Source organism: Mycobacterium sp. 050134 (assembly GCF_036409085.1).
In the GTDB taxonomy this organism is placed as follows: domain Bacteria; phylum Actinomycetota; class Actinomycetes; order Mycobacteriales; family Mycobacteriaceae; genus Mycobacterium.
This window is the reverse complement of sequence record NZ_JAZGLV010000007.1, coordinates 78,765-100,142: the sequence shown is the minus strand read 5'-3', so window position 1 is coordinate 100,142 and position 21,378 is coordinate 78,765. Positions and strand designations below refer to the sequence as shown.

The 21,378-nt window shown below is 64.2% G+C and carries 19 protein-coding genes and 5 pseudogenes; 15 read left to right on the top strand and 9 right to left on the bottom strand.

Annotated features, from left to right (window positions below; translation table 11 throughout):
• Nucleotides 1–515: 515 nt before the first annotated feature.
• A complete protein-coding gene (locus SKC42_RS10130) occupies nucleotides 516–860 on the bottom strand; it encodes an RNA polymerase-binding protein RbpA (RefSeq protein ID WP_330964175.1) in 345 nt (114 codons plus the stop codon).
• Nucleotides 860–1,204 (bottom strand): hypothetical protein, encoded by a 345-nt coding sequence (locus SKC42_RS10125; RefSeq protein ID WP_330964174.1) that lies wholly within the window; start codon nucleotides 1,202–1,204, stop codon nucleotides 860–862. The genes SKC42_RS10130 and SKC42_RS10125 overlap by 1 nt, the downstream gene beginning before the upstream one ends.
• Before the next feature lie 94 nt (nucleotides 1,205–1,298).
• Between SKC42_RS10125 and SKC42_RS10120 the strand changes: the two genes are divergently transcribed.
• From SKC42_RS10120 to SKC42_RS10095, 6 genes are all read left to right on the top strand, one after another.
• A complete protein-coding gene (locus SKC42_RS10120) occupies nucleotides 1,299–2,102 on the top strand; it encodes a transglutaminase-like domain-containing protein (RefSeq protein WP_330964173.1) in 804 nt (267 codons plus the stop codon).
• A 170-nt stretch (nucleotides 2,103–2,272) separates the two neighbouring features.
• On the top strand, nucleotides 2,273–2,728 hold the full coding sequence (locus tag SKC42_RS10115) for a DUF5994 family protein (RefSeq protein WP_330964172.1): 456 nt from the start codon (nucleotides 2,273–2,275) through the stop codon (nucleotides 2,726–2,728).
• 322 nt (nucleotides 2,729–3,050) lie between these two features.
• The gene (locus tag SKC42_RS10110) at nucleotides 3,051–3,263 is read left to right on the top strand and encodes a type II toxin-antitoxin system Phd/YefM family antitoxin (protein WP_330964171.1); all 213 of its coding nucleotides are present in this window, start codon (nucleotides 3,051–3,053) and stop codon (nucleotides 3,261–3,263) included.
• A gap of 119 nt (nucleotides 3,264–3,382) precedes the next feature.
• Nucleotides 3,383–4,527, top strand: a protein-coding gene (locus SKC42_RS10105) for an IS3 family transposase (protein WP_330964170.1) whose coding sequence is annotated in 2 segments (ribosomal slippage) — nucleotides 3,383–3,650 and nucleotides 3,650–4,527 — 1,146 coding nt in all. Because the reading frame shifts where the segments join, the coding sequence is not laid out codon by codon here.
• Nucleotides 4,528–4,687: 160 nt separating this feature from the next.
• A complete protein-coding gene (locus tag SKC42_RS10100; RefSeq protein WP_330964169.1) occupies nucleotides 4,688–5,083 on the top strand; it encodes an XRE family transcriptional regulator in 396 nt (131 codons plus the stop codon).
• Nucleotides 5,080–5,739, top strand: coding sequence for an RES family NAD+ phosphorylase (locus SKC42_RS10095; RefSeq protein ID WP_330964168.1), 660 nt, complete (start codon nucleotides 5,080–5,082; stop codon nucleotides 5,737–5,739). Before SKC42_RS10100 ends, SKC42_RS10095 begins: the two co-directional genes overlap by 4 nt.
• Before the next feature lie 244 nt (nucleotides 5,740–5,983).
• On the opposite strand, the pseudogene SKC42_RS10090 reads toward SKC42_RS10095, so the two are convergent.
• A pseudogene (locus SKC42_RS10090) lies at nucleotides 5,984–6,273 on the bottom strand (IS3 family transposase); the annotation flags it as partial.
• Nucleotides 6,274–6,552: 279 nt separating this feature from the next.
• On the opposite strand from SKC42_RS10090, the gene SKC42_RS10085 reads away from it, so the two are divergent.
• The 7 genes and pseudogenes from SKC42_RS10085 to SKC42_RS10060 form a co-directional block, all read left to right on the top strand.
• Nucleotides 6,553–6,867, top strand: coding sequence for a DUF3761 domain-containing protein (locus tag SKC42_RS10085; protein WP_330964167.1), 315 nt, complete (start codon nucleotides 6,553–6,555; stop codon nucleotides 6,865–6,867).
• A gap of 163 nt (nucleotides 6,868–7,030) precedes the next feature.
• A complete protein-coding gene (locus tag SKC42_RS27710; RefSeq protein WP_442932075.1) occupies nucleotides 7,031–7,414 on the top strand; it encodes a protease inhibitor I42 family protein in 384 nt (127 codons plus the stop codon).
• 1,055 nt (nucleotides 7,415–8,469) lie between these two features.
• Nucleotides 8,470–8,676, top strand: a complete 207-nt coding sequence (locus SKC42_RS10080) for a CopG family transcriptional regulator (protein ID WP_330964166.1) — start codon at nucleotides 8,470–8,472, stop codon at nucleotides 8,674–8,676.
• The gene (locus tag SKC42_RS10075; protein WP_330964165.1) at nucleotides 8,673–9,077 is read left to right on the top strand and encodes a type II toxin-antitoxin system death-on-curing family toxin; all 405 of its coding nucleotides are present in this window, start codon (nucleotides 8,673–8,675) and stop codon (nucleotides 9,075–9,077) included. Before SKC42_RS10080 ends, SKC42_RS10075 begins: the two co-directional genes overlap by 4 nt.
• Nucleotides 9,078–9,278: pseudogene (locus tag SKC42_RS10070) on the top strand (IS256 family transposase); the annotation flags it as partial.
• A gap of 158 nt (nucleotides 9,279–9,436) precedes the next feature.
• Entirely contained in the window at nucleotides 9,437–9,766 is a 330-nt protein-coding gene (locus SKC42_RS10065; protein WP_330964164.1) for an antibiotic biosynthesis monooxygenase family protein, read from the top strand.
• A gap of 117 nt (nucleotides 9,767–9,883) precedes the next feature.
• A pseudogene (locus tag SKC42_RS10060) lies at nucleotides 9,884–10,266 on the top strand (integrase core domain-containing protein); the annotation flags it as partial.
• A gap of 30 nt (nucleotides 10,267–10,296) precedes the next feature.
• On the opposite strand, the gene SKC42_RS10055 reads toward SKC42_RS10060, so the two are convergent.
• The 4 genes from SKC42_RS10055 to SKC42_RS10040 form a co-directional block, all read right to left on the bottom strand.
• Entirely contained in the window at nucleotides 10,297–12,063 is a 1,767-nt protein-coding gene (locus tag SKC42_RS10055) for an ABC transporter ATP-binding protein (protein ID WP_330964163.1), read from the bottom strand.
• 131 nt (nucleotides 12,064–12,194) lie between these two features.
• The gene (locus SKC42_RS10050; RefSeq protein ID WP_330964162.1) at nucleotides 12,195–13,412 is read right to left on the bottom strand and encodes an acyltransferase family protein; all 1,218 of its coding nucleotides are present in this window, start codon (nucleotides 13,410–13,412) and stop codon (nucleotides 12,195–12,197) included.
• Between the two features lie 45 nt (nucleotides 13,413–13,457).
• Nucleotides 13,458–14,576 carry a sensor histidine kinase gene (locus SKC42_RS10045; protein ID WP_330964161.1) on the bottom strand — a complete coding sequence of 373 codons (1,119 nt, stop codon included), beginning with the start codon at nucleotides 14,574–14,576 and terminating at the stop codon, nucleotides 13,458–13,460.
• Complete coding sequence (locus SKC42_RS10040) at nucleotides 14,573–15,226, bottom strand: response regulator transcription factor (RefSeq protein WP_330964160.1); 654 nt, start codon at nucleotides 15,224–15,226, stop codon at nucleotides 14,573–14,575. Before SKC42_RS10040 ends, SKC42_RS10045 begins: the two co-directional genes overlap by 4 nt.
• Nucleotides 15,227–15,862: 636 nt before the next feature.
• Here SKC42_RS10040 and SKC42_RS10035 point away from each other — a divergent pair.
• Together SKC42_RS10035 and SKC42_RS10030 are read left to right on the top strand one after the other, a co-directional pair.
• Nucleotides 15,863–16,015 carry a hypothetical protein gene (locus tag SKC42_RS10035; RefSeq protein ID WP_330964159.1) on the top strand — a complete coding sequence of 51 codons (153 nt, stop codon included), beginning with the start codon at nucleotides 15,863–15,865 and terminating at the stop codon, nucleotides 16,013–16,015.
• 697 nt (nucleotides 16,016–16,712) lie between these two features.
• Nucleotides 16,713–16,922, top strand: coding sequence for a hypothetical protein (locus tag SKC42_RS10030; protein WP_330964158.1), 210 nt, complete (start codon nucleotides 16,713–16,715; stop codon nucleotides 16,920–16,922).
• Between the two features lie 253 nt (nucleotides 16,923–17,175).
• Here the strand turns inward: SKC42_RS10030 and SKC42_RS10025 are convergent.
• Both SKC42_RS10025 and SKC42_RS10020 read right to left on the bottom strand, forming a co-directional pair.
• Nucleotides 17,176–18,018 (bottom strand): annotated as a pseudogene (locus SKC42_RS10025) (alkaline phosphatase family protein); the annotation flags it as partial.
• 726 nt (nucleotides 18,019–18,744) lie between these two features.
• Nucleotides 18,745–21,321, bottom strand: a pseudogene (locus tag SKC42_RS10020) (PE family protein); the annotation flags it as partial.
• Nucleotides 21,322–21,378: the final 57 nt, after the last annotated feature.

Below are 21,378 nucleotides of genomic sequence, written 5' to 3'. Positions count from 1 at the left end.
TCTGACCGGATCTGCCCGCCGACGACCAGCGCCACCCGAGCTCAACCCGGCCCAAAAGACCAGACGGATGCGCTGCTGGATGAACGCTCCCGGCTCGGAGAACGGTCGATCTCACACGCCGCCGCACTGCATGAGCTTGCTGCCAACGCTTTAACCGCAGCCGACGAACTCGACATCGTTAGGCGAGGGCATCACCCGTTAGCCCGTCCTAGATGTAGCGCAGCGAGTGTCTGCGCTTCGACTCGGACTCGCTCTCTGACAGCCAAGTGGCCCGCTCCTGGATCGCGTCCGTCGATCCATACACCCGGCGATCGCAGCGATGGCAAAACAGGAGTGTGTACACCCTGTCACCACCCCGCGGCCACTCCTCGCGCGCCCTGTCGGGCACCTGGATCTCGTTGGCCTGGTCCTCAACGTTCCGGATTAATTGGCCTGCGACGTGTCCCTCGGGGCACACCAGGTCAATGGCTAGTAATCCCTTGTCGGTCATTCCAGTGCCTAACTTTCGTAGCAAGCTAGCTGCCCCGGCGGCGTGACTGGATGATCTCGAGGCGTTCCTGAAGCAGTTCCTCGAGTTCCTCGATCGAGCGGCGTTCCCGCAGCATGTCCCAGTGTGTGCGCGGCACCTTGACCTTCTTGGGCTCGGCCAGGTCACCACCCTCGATCAGGGTGCCCTCCATGCCGTTGCGGCACGCCCAGGTGCCGGGGACCGGGGCGTCGGCGGCGAAGGGCATGTCGAACTCCTCGCCGTTCTCGGTGCGGTACCGCACGATCTGACGCGGCGCCAGGTCATGGTTGCGGGCGGTCTCGTAGCTCACGGCTCCGAGGCGACTGCCCCGCATGACGTGATCACCCCTCATCAACAGCTCCGCTGACGTTCCACGTGATCGGCAGTAACGCGCATCCGACCCGACAATTGAAGAAAATCGTGCTCGCCCACCCCGTTGGGCACCGTGTAGGCAAGCTGCCGTAACTCGACGGCATAGGTGCGCAAGTCCCGGCGGAGCTGCGCCTCAACGGCGGGCATGAAGCCTGCAAATTCTGCGGGAGTAATTTTGGATCTGCGGTCGAGCATTGCTGCACCCTCGGGATCTAGCACCCGGGTGCGATGAGGGCGCGATGGTTGTTCCGACCAGTTCTGTTTTCGACGGCAGCGCAAGACGCGGACCCAAGTCATCATCGCTACCTTGACCGGCGTACTCATCCTACCCCTGCTACGCGCGGCAGGGGACACGCCACTGGGAACCGGCGCCGTCGCATGCCTGGCGAATCCGCAACGGTTGGCGCATTATCGCGCTATGAGACGAGAAGTGGGCGCCGAGATCGAAGTTGAAATCGTCGCGCCGACGACGCTGGAGTTTCAGATTGCTGTTGCTCCGCATCCGCGCACCGAGGTCTTCGAGTCGCTGTGCTTCGCCTTAAACGGACGGCCCGTCCATCCCGTGGAAATCAGCGGTGTGCATGGCAACCGTATCCACAAGCTTGACGCACCGGTGGGCAACCTGACAGTCGACTACGCGGCGACGATCGTGGGTCAGACTGATCCGGCTCCGGTGACCGAATACGACCTGTCGATGTATCTGCGCCCCAGCCGCTACGCCGAGGCCGATAAGTTCTATGGTTTCGCCGCAACCGAATTCGGCACCTACGGTGATTCGGCGACTCTGTTAGAGAATGTGAGCTCGTGGGTGGGCACCAGGCTGAACTATGTGCCTGGCTCCAGCGATCCGATCGACGGGGCAGTGGAAACGTTGCTCGCCGGCGAAGGTGTGTGCCGCGACTACGCGCATCTGGTGGTGGCGCTGCTACGTGCAGTCAACGTCCCGGCCCGCCTGGTGTCGGTGTACGCGCCGGGCGTGTCTCCGATGGACTTTCACGCGGTGGCCGAGGCCTTTGTCGAGGGGCAATGGCGGGTAGTCGATGCGACGCTGCTAGCGCCGCGGCAAAGCCTGGTCCGCATAGCCACTGGTCGTGACGCCTCCGACACCGCGTTCCTCGATAACCACAAGGGAGAGATCACGCTCAACCAGCTGGTTGTGACCGCGGTCGTTGACGGCGACTTGCCCGCGGATTCGATCGATGACCTGGTTTCCATCCGCTGAGAACGCGCGCCCAATCGGCTGATTAGGAAAATCCGCTCGCCGTGGTTAGTTCCAAGCCACCCGAGTAGTGTACGAACCATCGGCGATATCTCGTACCTGGTTGTTCAAAGCCATGTCGTCGCCGATGCGAATGATTTGGCCGGTTTCGCGGTCAAGACGGGAGCGTCGCTATGACGCTGAAAAGAAACCACATGGATGCCGCGCGCCGGCATGCCCCACCGGTGCACACCCCGCGTTTGAGGCTAAAACCCAAGGCGCCCGAGAGCGGGTATGTCGATGGTGCGTGGTGGCCGCACAGTGACGACCTCACGGCAGAGCTGCCAGATCTGCTGTCGGTGCTGTCAGTTCGACTCGGGCCGATTGGCCGCGTGATCTACAACGTGAACGAATGGGCAAAGCCACCAGCAAAGTTCGCGACCGCGGGGCGAACGGTACGACTCGACGGGTATCGCCTCCAGCCGGTCAACACCGTCGAAGTCCTCGGACTCAATCGCAACAAAATCGTCCTGTTGGTAGTTTCGCCGCATGCCGACCCAGACCAGGCACACGCCATTATGATGGCCGCCGGCGGCCCAAACAATGCCTCGACCGTCGAGAGCCTCCTTATGATCAGCGCGGGCCGATGACGGCAATGGACCTGTATAGCCACATGCTTCCGGATGACTTCGACAATCGGGCAAAGGCGATGGATCAGGCCGCGCGCGTGGCGGAATAGGTTTCAGCCACCCCGGGCCGTCGCGGCCTTCTCGGTGGCCACCCAAGCATTAAGGTCGGCCGTGTCGTAGACACCTTGCCGCCAAGGGAATACGACCGCGGGCCGGTTCCGAAGTTCCGTACCAGCGGAGCGTGTTGACCGGGATATTGAGGTATTCAGACGCGTCGCAACGTCCTAGGCAGAGTCCATTGGAGCTTGGTGGACAGAGGCAAGACATAGTCATACTTATGACTATGTCTGAAGTCAGCTCACTGGCCGAGGTGAAGGCGCATCTGTCCGAGTTGGTGGCGCGTGTGGGCGAGCAGCACGACCGGATCACGGTAACGGTGCACGGACGTCCCACAGCGGTCCTTCTTGCCGTCGACGATCTGGAATCACTTGAGGAAACGATTGCCATGCTGTCCGACTCGGCGGCGCTGCGTGCCCTTGGCGAAGGCCGAGGCTGAGATCACCCGTGGCGAGGGGGAGGACCTGGACAGCCTGACTGGCGTGTTCCCGCTGAATGAGTCCAACCAGTTTTAGAGTCCTGTAGCCCGATATCGGGCCAGAAGGGACGATGAGACGTATGGCTGGTCGGAAGCGGCATTCCGCGGAGGACATCGTGCGCAAACTGCGCCAAGCGGACGAGCTGACCGCGCAGGGCAAGACTGGCGAGGAGATCGCTGCTGAGCTGGAGGTGTCGCCGGCGATGTTGTACAACTGGCGCCGCTCCTACGGTGGGATGGACACTGACGCGGCCAAGGAACTCAAAGAGCTGCGTGAGCAGAACGCCCGACTCAAGCGGCTGCTGGCCGAGGCTGAGCTGGTCAAAGACGCGTTGCGGGAGGTCGCCAAGGGAAAATTCTGAGCCCAGCTGCTAAGCGCCGCGCCGTCGATATGCTCACCACCACGTTGGGCATGTCGGAACGGTTGGCATGCAGAGCCGTTGGGCTGGCCCGCTCCACCCGCCGCCGCCTTCCTCAGGCGCAGACCCCCGCTGATCCCGATACCGAGATGCGGGCCTGGTTGCGCTGCTACGCCACCAAGAACCCGTGCCATGGGTTCCGGCGTGCCTGGGCGGCGTTGCGCTACGACGAACGCCGTGAGGTCAACAAGAAGAAGATCCACCGCCTGTGGCGCGAGGAGGGCCTGCAGGTCAAGATTCGCAGTCCGCGCAAGCGGGCCGGGGTGTCCTCGATCCCGCCGATAGAGGCTGATGCCCCGAACGTGGTGTGGGCGATCGATTTTCAGTTCGATTCCACCATCGATGGCAAGGCGATCAAGATCGCGTCGATGCTCGATGAGCACACCCGGGTGTCGCTGCTCAATATCGTGGAGCGGTCGATCACCGCCGAGCGGCTCGTGGCCGAACTCAAGAAGGTGTTCGCCGGCGCGGGCGGGCCGCCGAAGGTGTTGCGGATGGACAACGGGCCTGAGTTCATTTCTCAAGCGCTGCAACAGTTCTGCGACGGCAAGACCGGAATGTCGTATATCCCGCCGGGCACGCCATGGAACAACGGGCACATCGAATCGTTCAACAACCGACTACGCAAGGAGTGCCTCAACCGCAACCACTGGAACACCCTGCTCGAGGCCCGCGTGGTCATCGGCGACTTCAAGGAGGACCACAACCACCGACATCGTCACTCATCGCTGGGCTACCGCACGCCGGCCGAGTACGCTGCCGCATGCAGGTGCACCCACACCCCAGTGGCCTGCGAGATCAACTGAATCTGGATCAAACAAACCCGACTCTAATTCCGGGTGGGCTTGGTATCGGGGACTCGCCAATCGCGGCTGCCTTGGCGTGCCTGGTGTAGTTTAAGGGTGCGTTACAGGGTAGCTATCTGGTAGTATCCCGGGTAGATCAGCCAGAAGGTGGAGGTGCGAAATGCCGGTGTTGACCGTCTCAGCTGCCCAGCGGCTCGACGATGAGGCCACGACGCTTTCGATCCGCGAGATCGCGGCGTATCTGCAAGAGGCTGTCGGCCAGCGCGTCGCGGCGGCGATGGCGGGCTTAGCCGATGCGAAGCAAATCGGCCGCTACGCGCGCAAAGGAGGCCCGCAACCCCACGGCATAACCGAACGCCGGTTACGTGAGGGCTACAAGGTCGTCAGGATGCTCGTCGATACCTATGACGATAAGACGGCGCGGGCGTGGCTATTTGGCACCAACACTCGCCTGGATGACCGCGCGCCGATCGAGGTGCTCGGTGCGGCGACCGACACCGCAGACTTCGCGATGGTCGTAAGGGCCGCACGGCAGGTTGCCAGCTTCCAGTCGTGATCGCGACGCCCGAGGAGGGGCGAATCCTCTGGCGGGTCGGCTATTACGCTGATCCGCTCGGCTTCACCCCGCTGCAGCTGTACCAGTTCGGTCATCGCTTCGACGATATCCACCGGCGCTTTCGCACGCTGTATTGCGCCGAGTCGGCGGAAACATGCCTGCGCGAGGTGCTGGCCGACTTCCGGCCGAACTTGGGCGCGCTGCGCCGCCATGTCGAGCGCTACGGGCCCGAGGCCGCCCAAGACTTCGTTGCGCAGCCGGTCACCGCGCAATGGCGCCTCCAGCACGTTCTGGTTCCCACGGTCCTGCAGCTTGGCGTTCCCTTGATTGATCTCACCGACGTGTCCACCCGTCAGGAAGTCGAGGATCGCCATGTCGAGCTGCTGCTGGAGCATGACCTGCGGCACCTTGATCTACACGAGATCACCACCAGTCGTCGCGTCATCACGCAGACGATTGCCGCGGATCTTTTTGACCGGGGCGCCGGCGCGGTGCGTTTTCCGTCGCGCCTGGACGGCAGCGCGTGTGTCGCGCTGTTCGAGGGGCGCGGAACCGCGAGCGCGGCGGGCGATCCCATCGCGCTGACCGACCCCGCGCCCGGACCGCTCACCAACGTCACCACGCCCTGGGGCCTAACGCTCGAGCCAGCCCCGTGACACCGCTCTCCTTTGAAGCGGCTAGCTCAGTTACCGAATATTCCCCGCAAATGAATCGGAATCGATGGAAATTATCAGGTTCCCATCGTTGCCGGATAGCAGCGAATCCCGTTGCGACACAAGCAAAGACGATAACTATCACGTTGGAACGCGAAGTGCCTTTTGCAAATCCGTTGGTCGCGGGTTCGAGCCCCGCCCGCCCCACAACGTTGGGGTCTGCTGCACGGATAGGTGACAGTTTCGGTTACGCGGCCTGACTGGCCGGCGTGGTCAAGATTGCGCCGAATTCAATCGGGGTCAACCTACCCAAACCGACCTGTCGGCGGCGGTGGCGATCGGTCCGCTCGATCCACGTGACGATCGCGATGGGCAACTGCTCGCGGGTGTCCCAGCGACGGCGATCGAGCACGTTCTTCTGCAGCAGGCTAACAACGATTCCATGGCGGCATTGGCACCGGCGGCCCCGACGCGACCCATGGAGCCGACCACGTCGTGGCGCCCCAATGCGTGCACGAATCGTCGGCTTCGAAATTGCATGCTGGGCTTCATGCGCTTGTGAAAGTTCATAAGGCGAATCCCATACCTCTGTCCTCTTCAAATCGGTCACGTAGTCGCCATTCCAGCTGCGGCAATGTGAATCGCCCCGGGTTGATGGACACCTGGTTATTGGTGTGCAGCAGCGGCAACTCTAACGCGACATCAAGACGCTGTTAAGTGGCCGGATGCAAGCAATTGTGATTCAGCTCACGGAACCATAAGCTGTTGCTGCCGAATGTTGGGGCCGTAGCGGGCCATAGTGGTTGGGGATGGCACGTGCGCATTCGTGTTTCGCTGTTTCTCGTCGCGGCGGTCGGTGCGGCAGCGTTTGGCGCTGCCCCGCTAATAGGTCCGAGCGGCACGACAGTATTCGCATGCAGCAAGGGCTATTACGAGAATTCGGACGGGCAGTGCATACCCGATCCACAATCGGGCTTGCCTTCTGGTGGCGCTCCCGGCCTCGTCGGTGGCGGTGCGCCGCCACCGGGAGCTACGGCGCTCTGCAACGACGGCTCGTACTCGTTCAGCACCCACCACTCGGGCACCTGCTCTGGCCACCATGGCGTTCAGCAGTGGTTGACGAACAATTGAGGGGTCCGACGACGAGCAAGCAGCCAGGACTCGCTGCGATCTTCGAGCGCGTTGATGGACCAATGGCCCTAGCCGTGACATCGGTCGAAGGCGGACTCTTGCAGCATGCTCCGCTAGAACCAGCTTTTCCCCGCCGTTCAGGGATGATCTTTAGGAGAAGCAAATGGACGATCACGGACTGGGGCCGGAGACAATAACTGTCGAGATTTCCCCCACAGAGGCTTCGATCACCCGTGACATTGACCTTGGTGTCAGCGACCGCCTGATACTGCGGTTAGCTGGGACGAGTGGCAGTACCGGGTACAGCTGGGATGATTTACAGATCGGTGATCCCACCGTGCTGAAGAATTCTAGTTGCGAATACGTACCCCCGCCGGGGCCCATTATTGGTGGCGAGGGTACCGATGTCTGGACGTTCGAGGCGTTACGTGAGGGTAGTACCACAATCGCAGCGGAGTTTCGGGGGCCGGGCCCCGCCACCGGAGAACCAGCATGCAGCTTCAAGGCAAACGTTGCCGTGCGGATACTGCTGCGCAGCAACCAATAACGCGGGCATGGTCCGCAATCCGTGAGCCCTCGGGCTCAGCTGGCGTCGAGCGACCAACAAGCAGGCCGCCAACTGATTCAACAAGTTTGGCAGGGAAATTGTTGTGCAACTTTGTGGTGAGTGGAAGGCATGGCATGACCGGATGCCAGGAAACGCGCCGACGCTTCACGTTACCGGGAAGTGCTGCTTTCCGACGGCAGGATGGGAAGCCGCATTACAGCGGCGCAAACCCCAGGGCTTCAACCCGACGATCCTAATGCTCGATCTTGTTGTCACGCCGCCCGAGGGATTCGCAGCGCAAGTGATGACCGAGTTAAACGTCAATTGGACAGAAAGAACGGATACTAGGTACAACCAAATCTCTGTTGAGGTAATCGGAGCTACTGCTGAAGGTAAGCTCATCAATGTAGAGGAAGCAGGCTAATCAAGCGGGCGCGCCCATTGCTCGCCCTCCCCGATCCGTCGGTGCCTAAAGAGCTCTCTACCGCTCGTTGCGGTTTGACCATCAATTGCCTATACGCCAGCGTCGTCAAAGCCCGTGCAGTTCCTTCCGGGTCATCTCACGATCGCGGCACAGGGACCCGTTCAGTGTTCTCCTGACCCAGACGACGGCTACAGTCCTTCCACCGGTTCGGGTTCCGGTTCGGCATCCGGCGGCTCATTTTCACCTGCGTGCTCGGGAGGACCCTCTGCAGGCCAAGACGGCCCGGGCTGAGCTGGTGGATAGTATGGGTTTTGGTGAATTGATACCTCAGGCGGCGGGGAGTATGGGGGGTAGCCATGCGCTGTGTCAGGTTCGTTGCCGGAACCCACGTCATAATCGTCACTCGTTTGGTCTTGTAAAGCCATTTTTGATGTTCCTAATCGTAGGGATGAAATCGTCCTTGGTGCAATCACACTGCTCCCGCACGGTGGTCCAGAAACAGGGCCTATTGGCACCTTTCTGCGGATATTGCTCCAGACCGCAGACCGAATAGCCATTGCCGGCGCGTTACCGTTGAGGGCCACGGCCAACAGGCACAGCACGATGGTATCAATCTGGTATCATCTGGGTCGTGGGAATGACTCTGCGCCCCAGCGAGCAGCAGGCCGAAGCGCTGCGCCGGCAGGCTGCTACCGAGGGCCGATCGATGCAAGCTGTTGCGCTATCGGCCATCGACGAATACATCGCCCGGCGGACGCATCAGGCCAAGGTCGCGACGGCGCTGCAGCGCGTCGTCCGCGAGGAGGCCGGGGTCTTGGAGCGCCTCAACGACGCATGACCGACCACCTGGATCTCGAGGATCTCCTCGAAATCGCGGGAGTCGCCGTGGGAGGGGATGTCGCGGTCGGCGACTTTGGCTTGCTTGAATCAGCTTTGGCGCGGCCCCGCGCCTCGGTGTTTGGCGAGGATGCCTACCCGGATATTCACCTCAAGGCCGCCGCTCTACTGCATTCGTTGGCACGTAATCACGCGCTGGCGGACGGTAACAAGCGACTTGCGTGGACGGCCTGCCGGACTTTCCTGGCGATCAACGCTCAGTGGGTTAGTGCATCCGAGGACGAGCGTTTCGACTTTGTCATTGGGGTCGCCACCGGCGCACTCTCCGATCTCGGCGACATCGCAGCACAACTGCGCCACTGGAGCTACCAGGAAGGCTCCGGGGTCAGGAGTCGGCCGTGACCCGGATCTCGCGCCGCGGGAATTGCCATGGCCTACAAGCTGATCGACGCCGCGCAGAAACGCTGGCGAGCGGTGAGCGCGCCGCACCTGGTTGCCCTCGTCCGCGCCGGCGCCGTCTTCCACGAAGGCAAACTCCTCGAACGACTCGTCGACATCACACCCGCCAAGGCCGGTGAGTCGACCGAAACGGAAGCCGCCTGAAACACCCGATCTACCGGTAGTGAGAATTCCTCCAGTTGCCTGACCAGGCATGCTCACCACGTCAGACCGCACACGACCTGGGTAGCGGCTCAGGCCCTATCGGCGGCCTGCGTCGCCTGCTTGAGGGTGTGCTCGTATGCCGATGAAAAGATCGGCCGGTGATCATTGAACATGCGCTACTGCCAGTCCGCCCGGGCTGCTCCGGGGCATTTGAAGCCGCATTCGCCGAAGCCACGCACGTTATCTCTGCGATGCCGGGATTTCGGAAGCTGTCACTGTCGCGCTGCAGGGAGGTGTCGAACACTTACCTGCTGCTGGTGGAATGGGAACGACTGGAGGACCACACCGAAGGCTTTCGCGGCTCAACCGAATACCAGCAGTGGAAGACCTTATTGCACCACTTCTATGACCCGTTCCCCACGGTGCGGCATTTCGACACACTGCTGGGGGATCCGACAACAGCGATCACAACGACGCCCCGCCTTTGAGACCCGCCAACCGCGAGCACTGGTCGACACCGCACCCGCAAAGTCCGACACCGAATCAACCGGTACAGAGGCCGCTTGAAACTACTTAACCCACAGGTCTTGACAACATCCCTCGGTCGCTGCATCGACGCCGATGGCGTCGTCGAGGTGTTGGATCGACTGGCCCTCGCCCACGCAGCGCCGCACTACGTGCGCTTCGACAACGGGCCGGAGTTCGTGGCTCACGCCGTGAGCGATTGGTGCCGGTTCAACAGTGCCAGTTTACTGTTCATCGATCCCGGCTCACCGTGGCAGGACGTCTGGATCGAATCGTTCAACGGCAGACTCCGCGACGAACTGCTCAACTCGTGGCGCTTCGACCCGCTGCTGGAAGCCCAGGTGATCATCGAAGACTGGCGCTGCGATTACAACGCCAACCGACCCCACTCCGCACACGGCGAACTCACCCCGCCGAATTCGCCCTACAGTGGACCACGCCCCGCCAACCCCAAGCCGCATAGCGACTGGACTACCGGATTGGGTCCCCTCAATCACTTCTCGGCAATGCGCAGGGAGTTGACGAGATCGCGATAGAGATCATCGGTGGAGAGCAAGTCAGGATGCTTACCCTGTGACCGAATTCGGCCGTTGTCCATCACGACGATCGTGTCCGCGTCGATAACCGTCGAAAGGCGGTGAGCCACGGTGATGACCATCTGCTTGCGTGCCCGCTCACGAACGCATGACTGGATAGCGGCTTCGGTCAGCCCGTCGACGTGTGCGGTTGCCTCATCGAGCAGCAATATCTCTGAGGGCCGGATGATTGCGCGCGCGAGAGCGATGCGCTGTCGTTGGCCGACCGAGAGTGCAGAGGAGGTGAGGTCGGTGTCAAGCCCGTGCTCCAGCGCCGCGATGTCTTCGACAAGTTGAACTTTCGTCAGCGCCGTCTGCAACTCGGATTCGGACGCATCTTCATAGGTAAGGGTGAGGTTGTCGCGGATGGTTCCCGGTATGACCGGCACCTCCTGCTCGACCAAGGCGATGCGTTGGCGGATCTCGGCATGTGTATACCGAGAGTAGGGCTCGCCCAGCAATAGCACTTCGCCTTCCCGCGGCTCCAGGAAGCGCATGACCAACGACAAGACTGTCGTCTTTCCGGCACCCGAGGGGCCTACAATCGCCAGCTGTCCGGTACGCGGGATGACCAGGTCGAGACCCCGCACAATGTCTCGGTGCCCACCGTAGTCCGCCGTAACACAACGAAATTCGATTAGCGGCGGCGCATCGACGCGGCCCATGCCCCCTTCGAGGGGCCGAGAGGTGGAATCGGCCTCCGTGTCGAGTGCTTGGACTTCCAACATGCGACCCGCCGCAGCGATTCCCGATTGTAGTGTCGAAACATTGACGGACAGTTCGGTAACCGGATCCATCAGGCCAAACGCGTACAACAGGAAGGCGATGAGGCTGGAGAGTGTCATCGCACCGGCGCTTACCCGCCATGCACCCACGGCGATAACGACGATGATTGCGAGATCCACCCCGGCCCAGGCGATCGTCTCGGCAATCGCCTTCCTGCGCACGGCGCGGATTGCATGATGGCAGGCCTCGTTAGCAGCCCCGATCACGCGATCAGCCTGGCGGTCCTCTGCGCGGCTGGCTTTCACGCTGCGAATAGCTCGAAGCGTGCCCTCTAATATGCCGCCGGCCCGCGCCAGATGGCTTTGTGTCGTCTGTTCCTCGGCAGCGATGCCCGGCATGAGCAGCATGAACGGCATTGCCGCCAGGGCGATTGCGGTCACCGTTGTCACCAGCAGCGCTGGATCGAGCACGCCCATCAGCACTAGGGTGCCGACCATTGCCACGGTTCCGTTGATCAGGGCAACCACGCTCGCAGAAGCGGCTTCGCGGAGCAGTACGGAGTCGGAGGTGACCCGGGCCACGAGCTCACCCGTTGGTCGGCTGACCAGAGTCGGCACGGATGCCCGAACGAGTCGGTGCACCAGCGACTTTCGCGCGTCCAGCACGATGCGCTCGCCCACGGTGCCGAGCAGTATCATCTGGACGCACCGGATCGTTGCGCTGAGGGCTAACAACCCGGCAAGTGCCGCCACCGGACCCCTCAGTGATGCATGGCCGTCGAGGGTGTCGAGAACCGATTTGGTGATCATCGGCGTCGCCAGTCCCGCAGTTGAAGCCAGCAGGCCGAGAAGGAGGCCGGCCAAGAGCGCACCGCGATGGGGACTGGTGAACGACCAGAGCAATCCCAATCGTGTTCGGCCGCAATTTGGGCCAGCGGCGGCCACATGGTTTTTCGACATTGAAGAGGACTCAGATCAGCGGAGGTTGTGACGACGCCGGTCGATGCTCAGCTCCAGGTGCACTGCACCGGGGCTACGACGTCCGACTGGTGGTTTTGGCGGAACGCTCTTTTGCACGTCGCATCGATGGATCACGAGACCCGCGCCGTTACGCGATGAATACATTCCTCAATGGGACCGCGCCGGCAGTATCGCATCCAAATCCCGGAGGTAGCAACGGCAATAGCGGCGAATATGCAAAAGCTCAGTACTGATTCGCTCGTCGGAGGTGGAGTGGATCCGCCATCGCGCGCCGCCAAATCGAGTGCCTGTATGGCGATGAGGTGGCCGACATACACGGTCAACGACATCGACCCCATAGCGACCAGGGCCGCGACAGTGCGCGGGATCCGATTCGCCACCCAGATGCAGCAGGCCACAGCGATGATCGCTGTACCTAGACCGCCGAGAATCTCGAATGGTGTGCCGGTGTGCCCCTCGGCGTTCAGCAACGAGGTCCACCGCACATCCGCCCCTGAGTTTCCGCTTGTCTCATTTGACTCGTCGAATGATGCGACCGCGGCACCATTGACGGTCTTGCCCAAAACCCACGCGCCGCCGTAAGCGAGCACGGCGACCGCAGCACCACCTGCAATCAGCACCCGGCGGACACTCGATCGTTGTAGCTCGAGCCGACCGAGCGCGATCCCGCCGATTACGAATGCCGTCCACGTGAGAACCGGGTAGCCACCAGTGAGAAACAGACTCGTCAGACCGTCGCCCCCTATCCGACTGAGGGGATCGAACCGCTCGGCCGCCTTGAGAGGTGTGATGACGGCCGGGTGTCGCAACATGAGCGACACGATCGGAGTCAGAACTGCGAGGAACGCAGCGATTCCAATGTTCGTGGCCGGTCGCAATCGCAAGAACGGCAACGCGATCAGGAAGAGGACGCCGTAATACGCCAGGATCACCGGTATCGCCGTGCCCCATATTGTCAGGCCCGTGCCAATTGCGAAGACTATGCCGGCACGCACCACGACCCGCCGCTTAAGCACAGCGGGCACGGTTTGACCAGCGGTACGCGGGCCACCGGTCACCAATGCCAGAGATAAACCGGCCAAGGTGGCGAACAGTATCGAGGCTCGGCCCTGCGAGGCGTACACCATCGCACCCGCCACTCCGCCCGCTCCAGGATCTGGACCCAAATGGACGGCAAACATTCCCAATACCGCTAGGCCCCGTGCCAGGTCGACGCCGGTTATCCGACCGGCAACGGATGGTTGAGACTCGTCACTACCGACGGCGATGGGTTCGCCAACTAATCCAGACACTATGCAATCGTGCTGGATCCAACGGTATTGCGGCATCGGGCAACTGGCTATTCCGCGGCGCCCAACCGGCCACTTCGTGCCTCAGACGTGGGTGGGCAGCCTGATCTGTAGTTGGTAGCCGCCGTCGCTGAGGTGGGTTGCGTGCAGGCTGCCGCCGAGTAGTTCGGCGCGCTCGCGCAAGCCGAGCAGCCCCTGCTGGGCGCTGGGCAACTGGTCTGGCGACCGGTGGGGTTTGCTGTTGGTAAGTGTCAACCCCACGCATCGTCGGTCGATTGACAACTCGACGCAGGCGGTGGCGCCGGGGGCGTGCTTGGTGACGTTGGTCAGGCCCTCTTGCACGGCTCGGTAGATGACACGCTGTACCACCGCTGAAGGGGTGATGGAGGCGTTTGAACGCGTCCTGACCACCGCCGGCACACCGGATTCGGCAACGAGCGTGGCCACGTCATCGAGTCCCGGTTGCGGTGTCGGCGCGGCGGTGCTGCCGCCAGCCGCGCGCAGTATTCCCACCATTTGCCGGAGCTCGTCGAGGGTTTTCACACACAGTGCGCGGATTGTCTCAGCTATTCGCACGGTGGCATCGTCGGGCGCGGTGACCTGCAGCGCACCCGACTGCACCGCGATCAGGCTGACTTGATGCGACACCACGTCGTGCATCTCGCGGGCCAGATCCGCGCGTTCTCGCGCCAGCGCACGCTCAACGAGCAACTCCTCTTCATGCCGGTGGGCGCGCTCAATCTCGGCCAGCTTGCTGGACAGCTCGGAACGGGCTCGCACTAGCAGGCCGAGCAACACCGGTGCGACCGCGAAAATGATGCCGTAGAGGGCGGACCACGCGGTGCCTAGACTCCAGTAGGACTCCTCCTCTCTCCACGGCGCGGAATAGCAGACGAAAACGGTTAGTGCGCACGCGATTAGCCCGCTTCGGGCCGGTCGTCGTTCCGCTACCGTGAACAAAGCGACCATGGCGGCCAGCACGCCGTAACCGATCACCGTCGCGGGAACCGTTAGCGCGAAAACCACGTACGGAGCACGGTTGCGGAAACACAAGCCGACAATGGCGACAACAGCGGCCAAGATCCAGCCCGGAGAATGGGCCTCGCTGGTCAGGATCGATACCGCGGCGTCAGCGGCCGCCAGTACGAGCAAGGTGCCGTTGATCGCGTGTTGACGGGTCACCAACGGGAGCCACCTAGTCACGCCGGATCACGGTCCAGAATGCCGGCACGTTGCGCGATGATTGCGGCTTCCACCCGCGTTTTGACCGAGAGTTTCGTGAGGATCGAGCTGACTTGATCTTTGACGGTGCCAACACTAGAGAAAAGCCTAGCGGCGATCTCGCTGTTGGAGTGGCCGCGCGCCACAAGCAGCAGCACGTCGACCTCTCGTCCGCTGAGGCTGCCAACTTTGCTTACGGCGACCCGATCGACGGGGTTATCTAGGTAACCCGCGATCACCTTCGGGCTGACCTTGTCCGAGAGCACGAGCCCACCGGAGGCCAAGCTGCGCACCATCCCGGGAAGTTGAATAGGATCTGTGTCTTTCAAGAGGAATCCGGCGGCGCCCAGACGCAGCGCCGCGGCGATGTATTCATCGGCGTCGAAGGTTGTCAGCATCGCCACCACCGGCGACCAGTCTGCGGCCATCAGTTCGGCCAGCACGGCCAAACCATCCTTTCCGGGCATCCGGATGTCCAGTAACACCACGTCGGGTTGGTGTTCGGCGATCAGATCCACGGCGTGTACACCATCGGTGGTGGCGACCACATCCACGTCCGAGGCCGCTGACAGGATCAACTCGAAGCCCGACCGGATCAAGGCTTCGTCATCAACAATGACCACACTGATCACGAGACGGGACCTCCTCCTTACGTACCGATAGCCTCTGCGGTGAAGGTACTCGCAACTGCGGACGCAGCTCATCGGCCGACCCAACATTCAGCCAACTGGATGCCAAATCTCGCCAACTGCGGGCGCACCGTGTTCGGTCGACTGAGCCCCGCGTCGCGCATCGTTGAGAACCGGAATCTCCGTTAACGGCCAATCCGTTGAAATATCCATCCGGCACGAGTGCGGCAGTCACTTGAAGGTGAGGACTCCGTCCATGCGGCCAGCCAGACTCGACCGTACGGGGGATTCCCAATTCTGCTCGGTTAGGCCACGCTTCGCCGTGAACGATGCGTGCCCCCAGCGACGTTATCGACAATATGCAAGCCCGACCGGAGTCGGGTTGGAGCGTGTCACGCCTCGGTTCTGCACCGGAATAGCCTCTTATTGGGTGGGACATGCAAAGAAATTGTCGGGATGATCGTCTGCTCCACTTGCGCAGCGAACTGCGCTCGTTTACCGCGTGATAGCTCTCATTCGGTTCGGCGATCGCGTCGTCCGGCTGGCCCCTGATCTTCGAACCGGCGAATATCGGTGATGCGCACCTTTTGGCCGCGGTATCTCAGTCCAACATTCCGTCGATCGGAGAGAATTTATCTCGTGAAAATCAACAGCATTCGTGATGCCGAGCAATTGGTTCAACTGTGGTGCCTGTACGAACGCGGATTTTCGGAAGGCGCGGCGGCGGCGATCCCAGTGGTTGAGAAATCAATGTGCAGCGACGGCACAACCGATCACCTCGTCGCAAAGTAAGCGAGAATCGGTGCAAATCACCGGGTTTTGGCGGTACTTACTATGGTCAACCTTGTTGTGTCACAAGCGCATATAGTCGATACTTGGGGAGAACAAGAACTCGCTTTTGCAAATTCGTTGGTCGCGGGTTCGAGCCCGCCCACCCCGCAACTCGCAGAAGAAGTTCGACGGTAGACTGCCACCTGATGCGCCGCGCAGACCGTGCCATCCCTTACCTCTACCGACATCGGCCACCGACGTACTCCTTCCAAAAGCGGTCGGTGCATCGCGCGGGACACGAGACCGGACCATCGCCCCCGAAACCGTAGGGGAAACCCTGATGCGCCGAGGGCGGCCCGCGCAATAGCGTCTGATCCCGAAGTTGTTCGTTATCGCGCGCAACAGCGTCCGTGCAGTCGGAGTTCAATACACGACCCGCATCGAAGGGCTTTGGACATGAGCCATCCAGTGAGCACACTGACAGCCACGGCAGCAACAACGACGCTGGTCGCACTTACCGCGGTGGCGTTGGCGGGTCCGGCTTCGGCGAATACTTACACCAAATTCCTCGCAGTGGATTGTCCACAGCCGTACAGCCAGACGTGCACACCGAGGCAAGGTATCCAAGTAGGCGGCAGCGGGACCCCCTACTTCATCAGATTTACTGGGGATCCTCACGAGATTTACTGGGGATCCTCACGCGTGCGCCCCGGGGGAGGTGCATATCTTCGTCGACGGGGTCGAGGAGGGGCATTCCCAGGTGACGCCGGGACAGCCGGCGCAATTCTTCAGAGTGGCGCACGGTCCCGGAAACAATCACACGGTCGACGTGCAGATGGACGGAATCGTGGGCGGCTGCAACAAGGGCGCAATGAGTGGATGGTCGGGCACCCTTGAAGTCGTGACCGACATCGACAAAGGCATCTAGCGGATGTGCTTGTCCGGTCAGCCGATTCCGGCCTGAGCCTTGCCGTCCTGCACGTATTGGCGTGCTGCGGCGAAGATGCCGTAGTGTCCGAAAGCGCACCACGACAACGCTTTTCACAGACCGCGGATCTGGCGACGACGGGGCCCGCGAGTGACCGGCACATTCCCGCATCACGCGGCCGGGACAGATGCGTGCCGCTCCCGCTGGCCCGCCGCGCGCGACGGATCGATGACGTACTGACCGGGGTCTACCGCTATTTCCAAAATTCATTCATGGGTTGGGCGTACATGTCGTTGGCGGTCAGCGGTCCCAGAGCTCCGGGCGACGGACTCAAGGCGTCTTCAATCGTGGCCATCAGGCTGTACTGGTCGTAGTGGCCGGTTGCGATGAAGTGGCCGGACTGCATCGCACCGGTCGCGGCGTTTACGGCGCCCGCGTTCGGGATGACGATCATCGGGACGTTGTTGCCTTCGTTACCGATGCCCAGCGAAAGGTTGTTGTAGTCCTCGTCGAAGGTGATGATGATCGCATCGTGCTGCGTCGGGTCGGTCCACGTGTGCGAGCCCATGATGGTGGACACCTGTTGCTGGACGAACTGGTCGCCGGCGGCGATGTTGTATTGGTGCGTCGTGAGCTGGCTGCCCAGGAAGTTCAGCGCGCCGGTCGGGAAACTGACGGGGCCTTCCATGTTGTTCGATTCGTTGGCGGCTAGCCACGCGAACTGCGGTGCGGTACTTGGGTTCTGCAGATTCGGACCCAACTGCGTCAGCGGGAGCAAGTGGGTCGTCAGGTAGGTCGGGCTGGGGTTGGCGTAGACGTAGTTGAACATGGCAAACGGCAGTTGGTCGACGGCATAGTCACCGGAGTCGACGATGGTGCCGGGGGCGGGCATGCTCTGCGCGTAACCGGCCCACGTGACGCCTGCAGTATCCATTTTTGCCATGAGGTTGTTGGTTCCGTTGATGACGTTCGGCGGCGGGTTGACGTCGATGCCGTAGTCCGTTCCGCCCAGGATCCGGAAGTAGTTGGGGTCGCTGGGGTGGCCCAGCGCGTAGTAGTTGTCCGCGTATCCGTAGCTGTTGATCAGGGCGTTGATGTACGGCGCGTTGGGGCTGCCGAGGATGTCACCGACGCCGTGGTTCTCCATGTAGATGAGGAACACGTGATCGAGATGGCCGACGTTGGACGTCGGTACGGTGAGCGTCGGCTGGGTGAGGTTCGGGTCGCCGACGGTGAACGACAGGTTGTCGGCGAAGGCGTCGTTGTAGTTGCCGAGGACCGGGTTGTGGTCGGCGAAGGTCGCGGTCACGACGGCCTTGGTGGTGCCCACCGGGATCGTCCCGGAGACGTCCCGCGCCTGGAACCCGGTGATTCCCAGGCGATCCAGCGCGGTGACCGACCCCGTCGACCCGGTGCCCAGAACGGCCCCACTGGCATTGAGGAAGGTGACCTGCAATGACGCCGACGACGGGTCGCCCAGGTAGCCGCCGAGCAGTCCGCTCAGCGTGTACGGCGTTGTGCCGGTATTGATTTTGCCTGCAGCGGCGAGGAGGTCGACGGTTTGGCTGATGGTGGACGTGGCCACGGGTCCGCCGCCGGCGAAGTTGTTGCCGCCGCCCGGGGGCGCGGTACCCGGGAAGCCTAGGAGACCCGACAGGCCCGGGATGGCGAACGGTCCCGGGTAACCGCGCGGAGTTCCGTAGGCGATGATGGTCGGTGTCCCGGTCACCGTCCAGCCCGGAATGGTCACGCCGCTGTAGCCCGACCCCGACGCGTCGGCCGTCTCGAAGCCGGGGTTGACCAGCAGGTTGGGGCTCATCGGTAATCCCGGCAGACCGTTTCGGCCGAGCAGCAGCCCACCGGCGCCACCCGCGCCGGGGCCGCCCAGTAGCCCCGCGCCCGCGTTGCCGCCATTGCCGCCGTTGCCGCCGACGCCGATCAGGACCGAACTTCCACCGCTCCCGCCGTTCCCGCCGGAGAAGGTGGGGGCGGCATCCGCGCCGGGCCCACCGGGACCCCCGTTGCCCAACAGCAACCCGCCATTCCCGCCATGGCCGCCGTCCCCGCCGGGGCCCGTCGCGGCGAATCCGCCGGGCCCGCCGGCCCCGCCGTTACCGAGCAAGGTCGCGTTGCCGCCGGGGCCGCCCTGTCCGCCGGGAACTGGCCCGACGCCGGCAACCACGGTGCCGCCGGGTCCACCGGCACCGCCGGAGCCCACCCAGCCGGCGGTGCCGCCGGCGCCGCCGAGTCCGCCGCCGCCGCTCCCCACCGCGGCTTGGAAAACCGAGCCGCCGGCCCCGCCGGACCCGCCGCCGCCCAACAGGCCGCCTCCCGGCCCGCCGGGCCCGCCGGGCCCACCGGCGCCGCTACCGCTGGCGCCGCCGTCGCCGCCGTCGCCGCCTAGACCGAACAGCGGGCCGCCGCTGCCGCCGGCCCCACCGGCCCCGCCGTCGGCTTGGATTGACGATCCGCCGACGCCCCCACTTCCGCCGCCGGCGCCGACCAACCCGCTGAGGAGCCCGCCGGTTCCGCCGGCCCCGCCGGCGCCGGGTCGCAAACCACTGGTCAACTGACCGGTCATTCCGCCGGTCCCGCCGGCCCCGCCGGAACCCCACAGGCCGCCGGCCCCGCCGGCCCCACCGCTCCCGCCGTCTCCGTCGGCTCCCGCGGCGGCACCGACCCCACCGGCGCCCCCGGGACCGCCATTACCGAACAGCCATCCGCCGTGGCCCCCCATGCCGCCGGCCCTGCCGGGGCCGGACGCACCGAGCCCACCGGCACCGCCCGCACCGCCGCTGCCCAGCAGCCCGGCGGGGCCGCCCGGCCCGCCCGGCACGCCGTTCGCGCCGGACCCGCCTGTCCCGCCGTCGCCGAGCAACCATCCGCCGGGCCCCCCGCCAACCCCGCTGCCCGCGGCGCCGGGCGCGCCGTTGCCGATCAGCGGGCGCCCGGTCAGGGCCAGACTGGGCGCGTTGATCACGTTGAGCGCCGTCGCCGGCAACAAAATCCCGTTGGCGCCCATGGCGCCGTTGCCGCCGGCCGGCGCACCGATCCCGCCGATCCCGCCGGCCCCGCCAATGCCGAGCAGCACGGCCCGACCGCCGGCCCCGCCGGCACCGCCAGCGACGCCGGCCGCGCTCTGTGCGCCGGCCCCACCGGCACCGCCATCGCCGGCCAGCAGGCCGCCGGTGCCCCCGGCCCCGCCGGCACCCCCGGCGCCGTTCGACGCGAAACCGCCGGCCCCGCCGGCCCCGCCGAAACCGATCAGGCCCGCGTCACCGCCGGCCCCGCCGTGCCCGCCGGTACCGGCGCCAAAGTTGTTGCCGCCGGCCCCACCCGAGCCGGCGGAGCCGAGAAGCCAGCCGGAGTGGCCGCCGCTACCGCCGGCCCCGCCGTCGCCGCCAAAGCTGGTGCCGCCGACACCGCCGGGACCGCCGCTACCCACCAGCAGGGCGCCGGCGCCGCCCGGCCCGCCGGCCCCGCCGGCGCCGGTGCCGCCCAACCCGCCGGTGCCGCCCGCGCCACCGGCGCCGGCCAGCATGCCGCCGGCTCCGCCGGCGCCGCCCGCACCGCCGGTCGCCCCGGCGCCGCCGATCCCGCCGGCTCCGCCGCCGGCGCCGACCAGCCCGTCGAGCAGGCCACCCGCCCCACCGGCCCCGCCGGCCCCGCCGGTCCCGGTCGACGAGAACCCGCCGACCCCGCCCGGCCCACCGCCGCCGAACAACCCACCCGCCCCGCCGATCCCGCCGATCCCACCCGTCCCGGTCGACGATGACCCGCCGGTTCCGCCGGCGCCGCCGCTGCCCAACAGCCACCCGCCGTGTCCGCCCGGACCACCGGCCGCGCCGCTGCCGCCCGCCCCACCGGCCCCGCCGGTTCCGATCAGCCCCGCGGCCCCGCCGGCCCCGCCACCGCTACCGGCCGCGCCGGACCCGCCCGCCCCGCCAGAACCGAGCAACCAGCCGCCGGCCCCACCGGGTGCCCCCGTCCCGGGGGCTCCGTTGGCGCCGTTGCCGATCAGCGGGCGCCCGGTGAACGCCACGCTGTAGGCATTCGCCGTGTCCAGTAGGTTCTGCTCGATGGTTTGCAGGTTCGGCAGCTGCAGAAACGCGGCGCTCGTGGCCTCGGCGGCCGCGTATGAGCCCGCGGCGCCAGTCAACGCCTGCACGAACTGCTGCTGAAACGCGGACGCGTGGGCGCCCAATGCCTGATAGGCCTGCGCATAGTTGCTGAACAACCGCGCAATCGCGGCCGACACCTCATCGGCGGCCGCCGGCGCAATCCCGGTGGTCGGCGGCGCCCACGACGCCGCGGCCTCCGTGATCGCCTCCCCGATTCCGCTCAAATCTGCCGAGGCCGCGGTCAAGGCCTCAGGTGCTGCGATCAGGAAAGCCGACATCTGCGACTCCCATCAATTCCAACGGGGTGGCTCGGACCGCTAACTTTATTTAAAGAA

Excerpts from the sequence above, each read along its gene's own strand:
- SKC42_RS10130 (WP_330964175.1), bottom strand. The coding sequence starts at position 860 with ATGAGGGGTGATCACGTCATGCGGGGCAGTCGCCTCGGAGCCGTGAGC.
- SKC42_RS10125 (WP_330964174.1), bottom strand. The coding sequence starts at position 1,204 with ATGAGTACGCCGGTCAAGGTAGCGATGATGACTTGGGTCCGCGTCTTG.
- SKC42_RS10120 (WP_330964173.1), top strand. The coding sequence starts at position 1,299 with ATGAGACGAGAAGTGGGCGCCGAGATCGAAGTTGAAATCGTCGCGCCG.
- SKC42_RS10115 (WP_330964172.1), top strand. The coding sequence starts at position 2,273 with ATGACGCTGAAAAGAAACCACATGGATGCCGCGCGCCGGCATGCCCCA.
- SKC42_RS10110 (WP_330964171.1), top strand. The coding sequence starts at position 3,051 with ATGTCTGAAGTCAGCTCACTGGCCGAGGTGAAGGCGCATCTGTCCGAG.
- SKC42_RS10100 (WP_330964169.1), top strand. The coding sequence starts at position 4,688 with ATGCCGGTGTTGACCGTCTCAGCTGCCCAGCGGCTCGACGATGAGGCC.
- SKC42_RS27710 (WP_442932075.1), top strand. The coding sequence starts at position 7,031 with ATGGACGATCACGGACTGGGGCCGGAGACAATAACTGTCGAGATTTCC.
- SKC42_RS10075 (WP_330964165.1), top strand. The coding sequence starts at position 8,673 with ATGACCGACCACCTGGATCTCGAGGATCTCCTCGAAATCGCGGGAGTC.
- SKC42_RS10055 (WP_330964163.1), bottom strand. The coding sequence starts at position 12,063 with ATGTCGAAAAACCATGTGGCCGCCGCTGGCCCAAATTGCGGCCGAACA.
- SKC42_RS10050 (WP_330964162.1), bottom strand. The coding sequence starts at position 13,412 with ATGCCGCAATACCGTTGGATCCAGCACGATTGCATAGTGTCTGGATTA.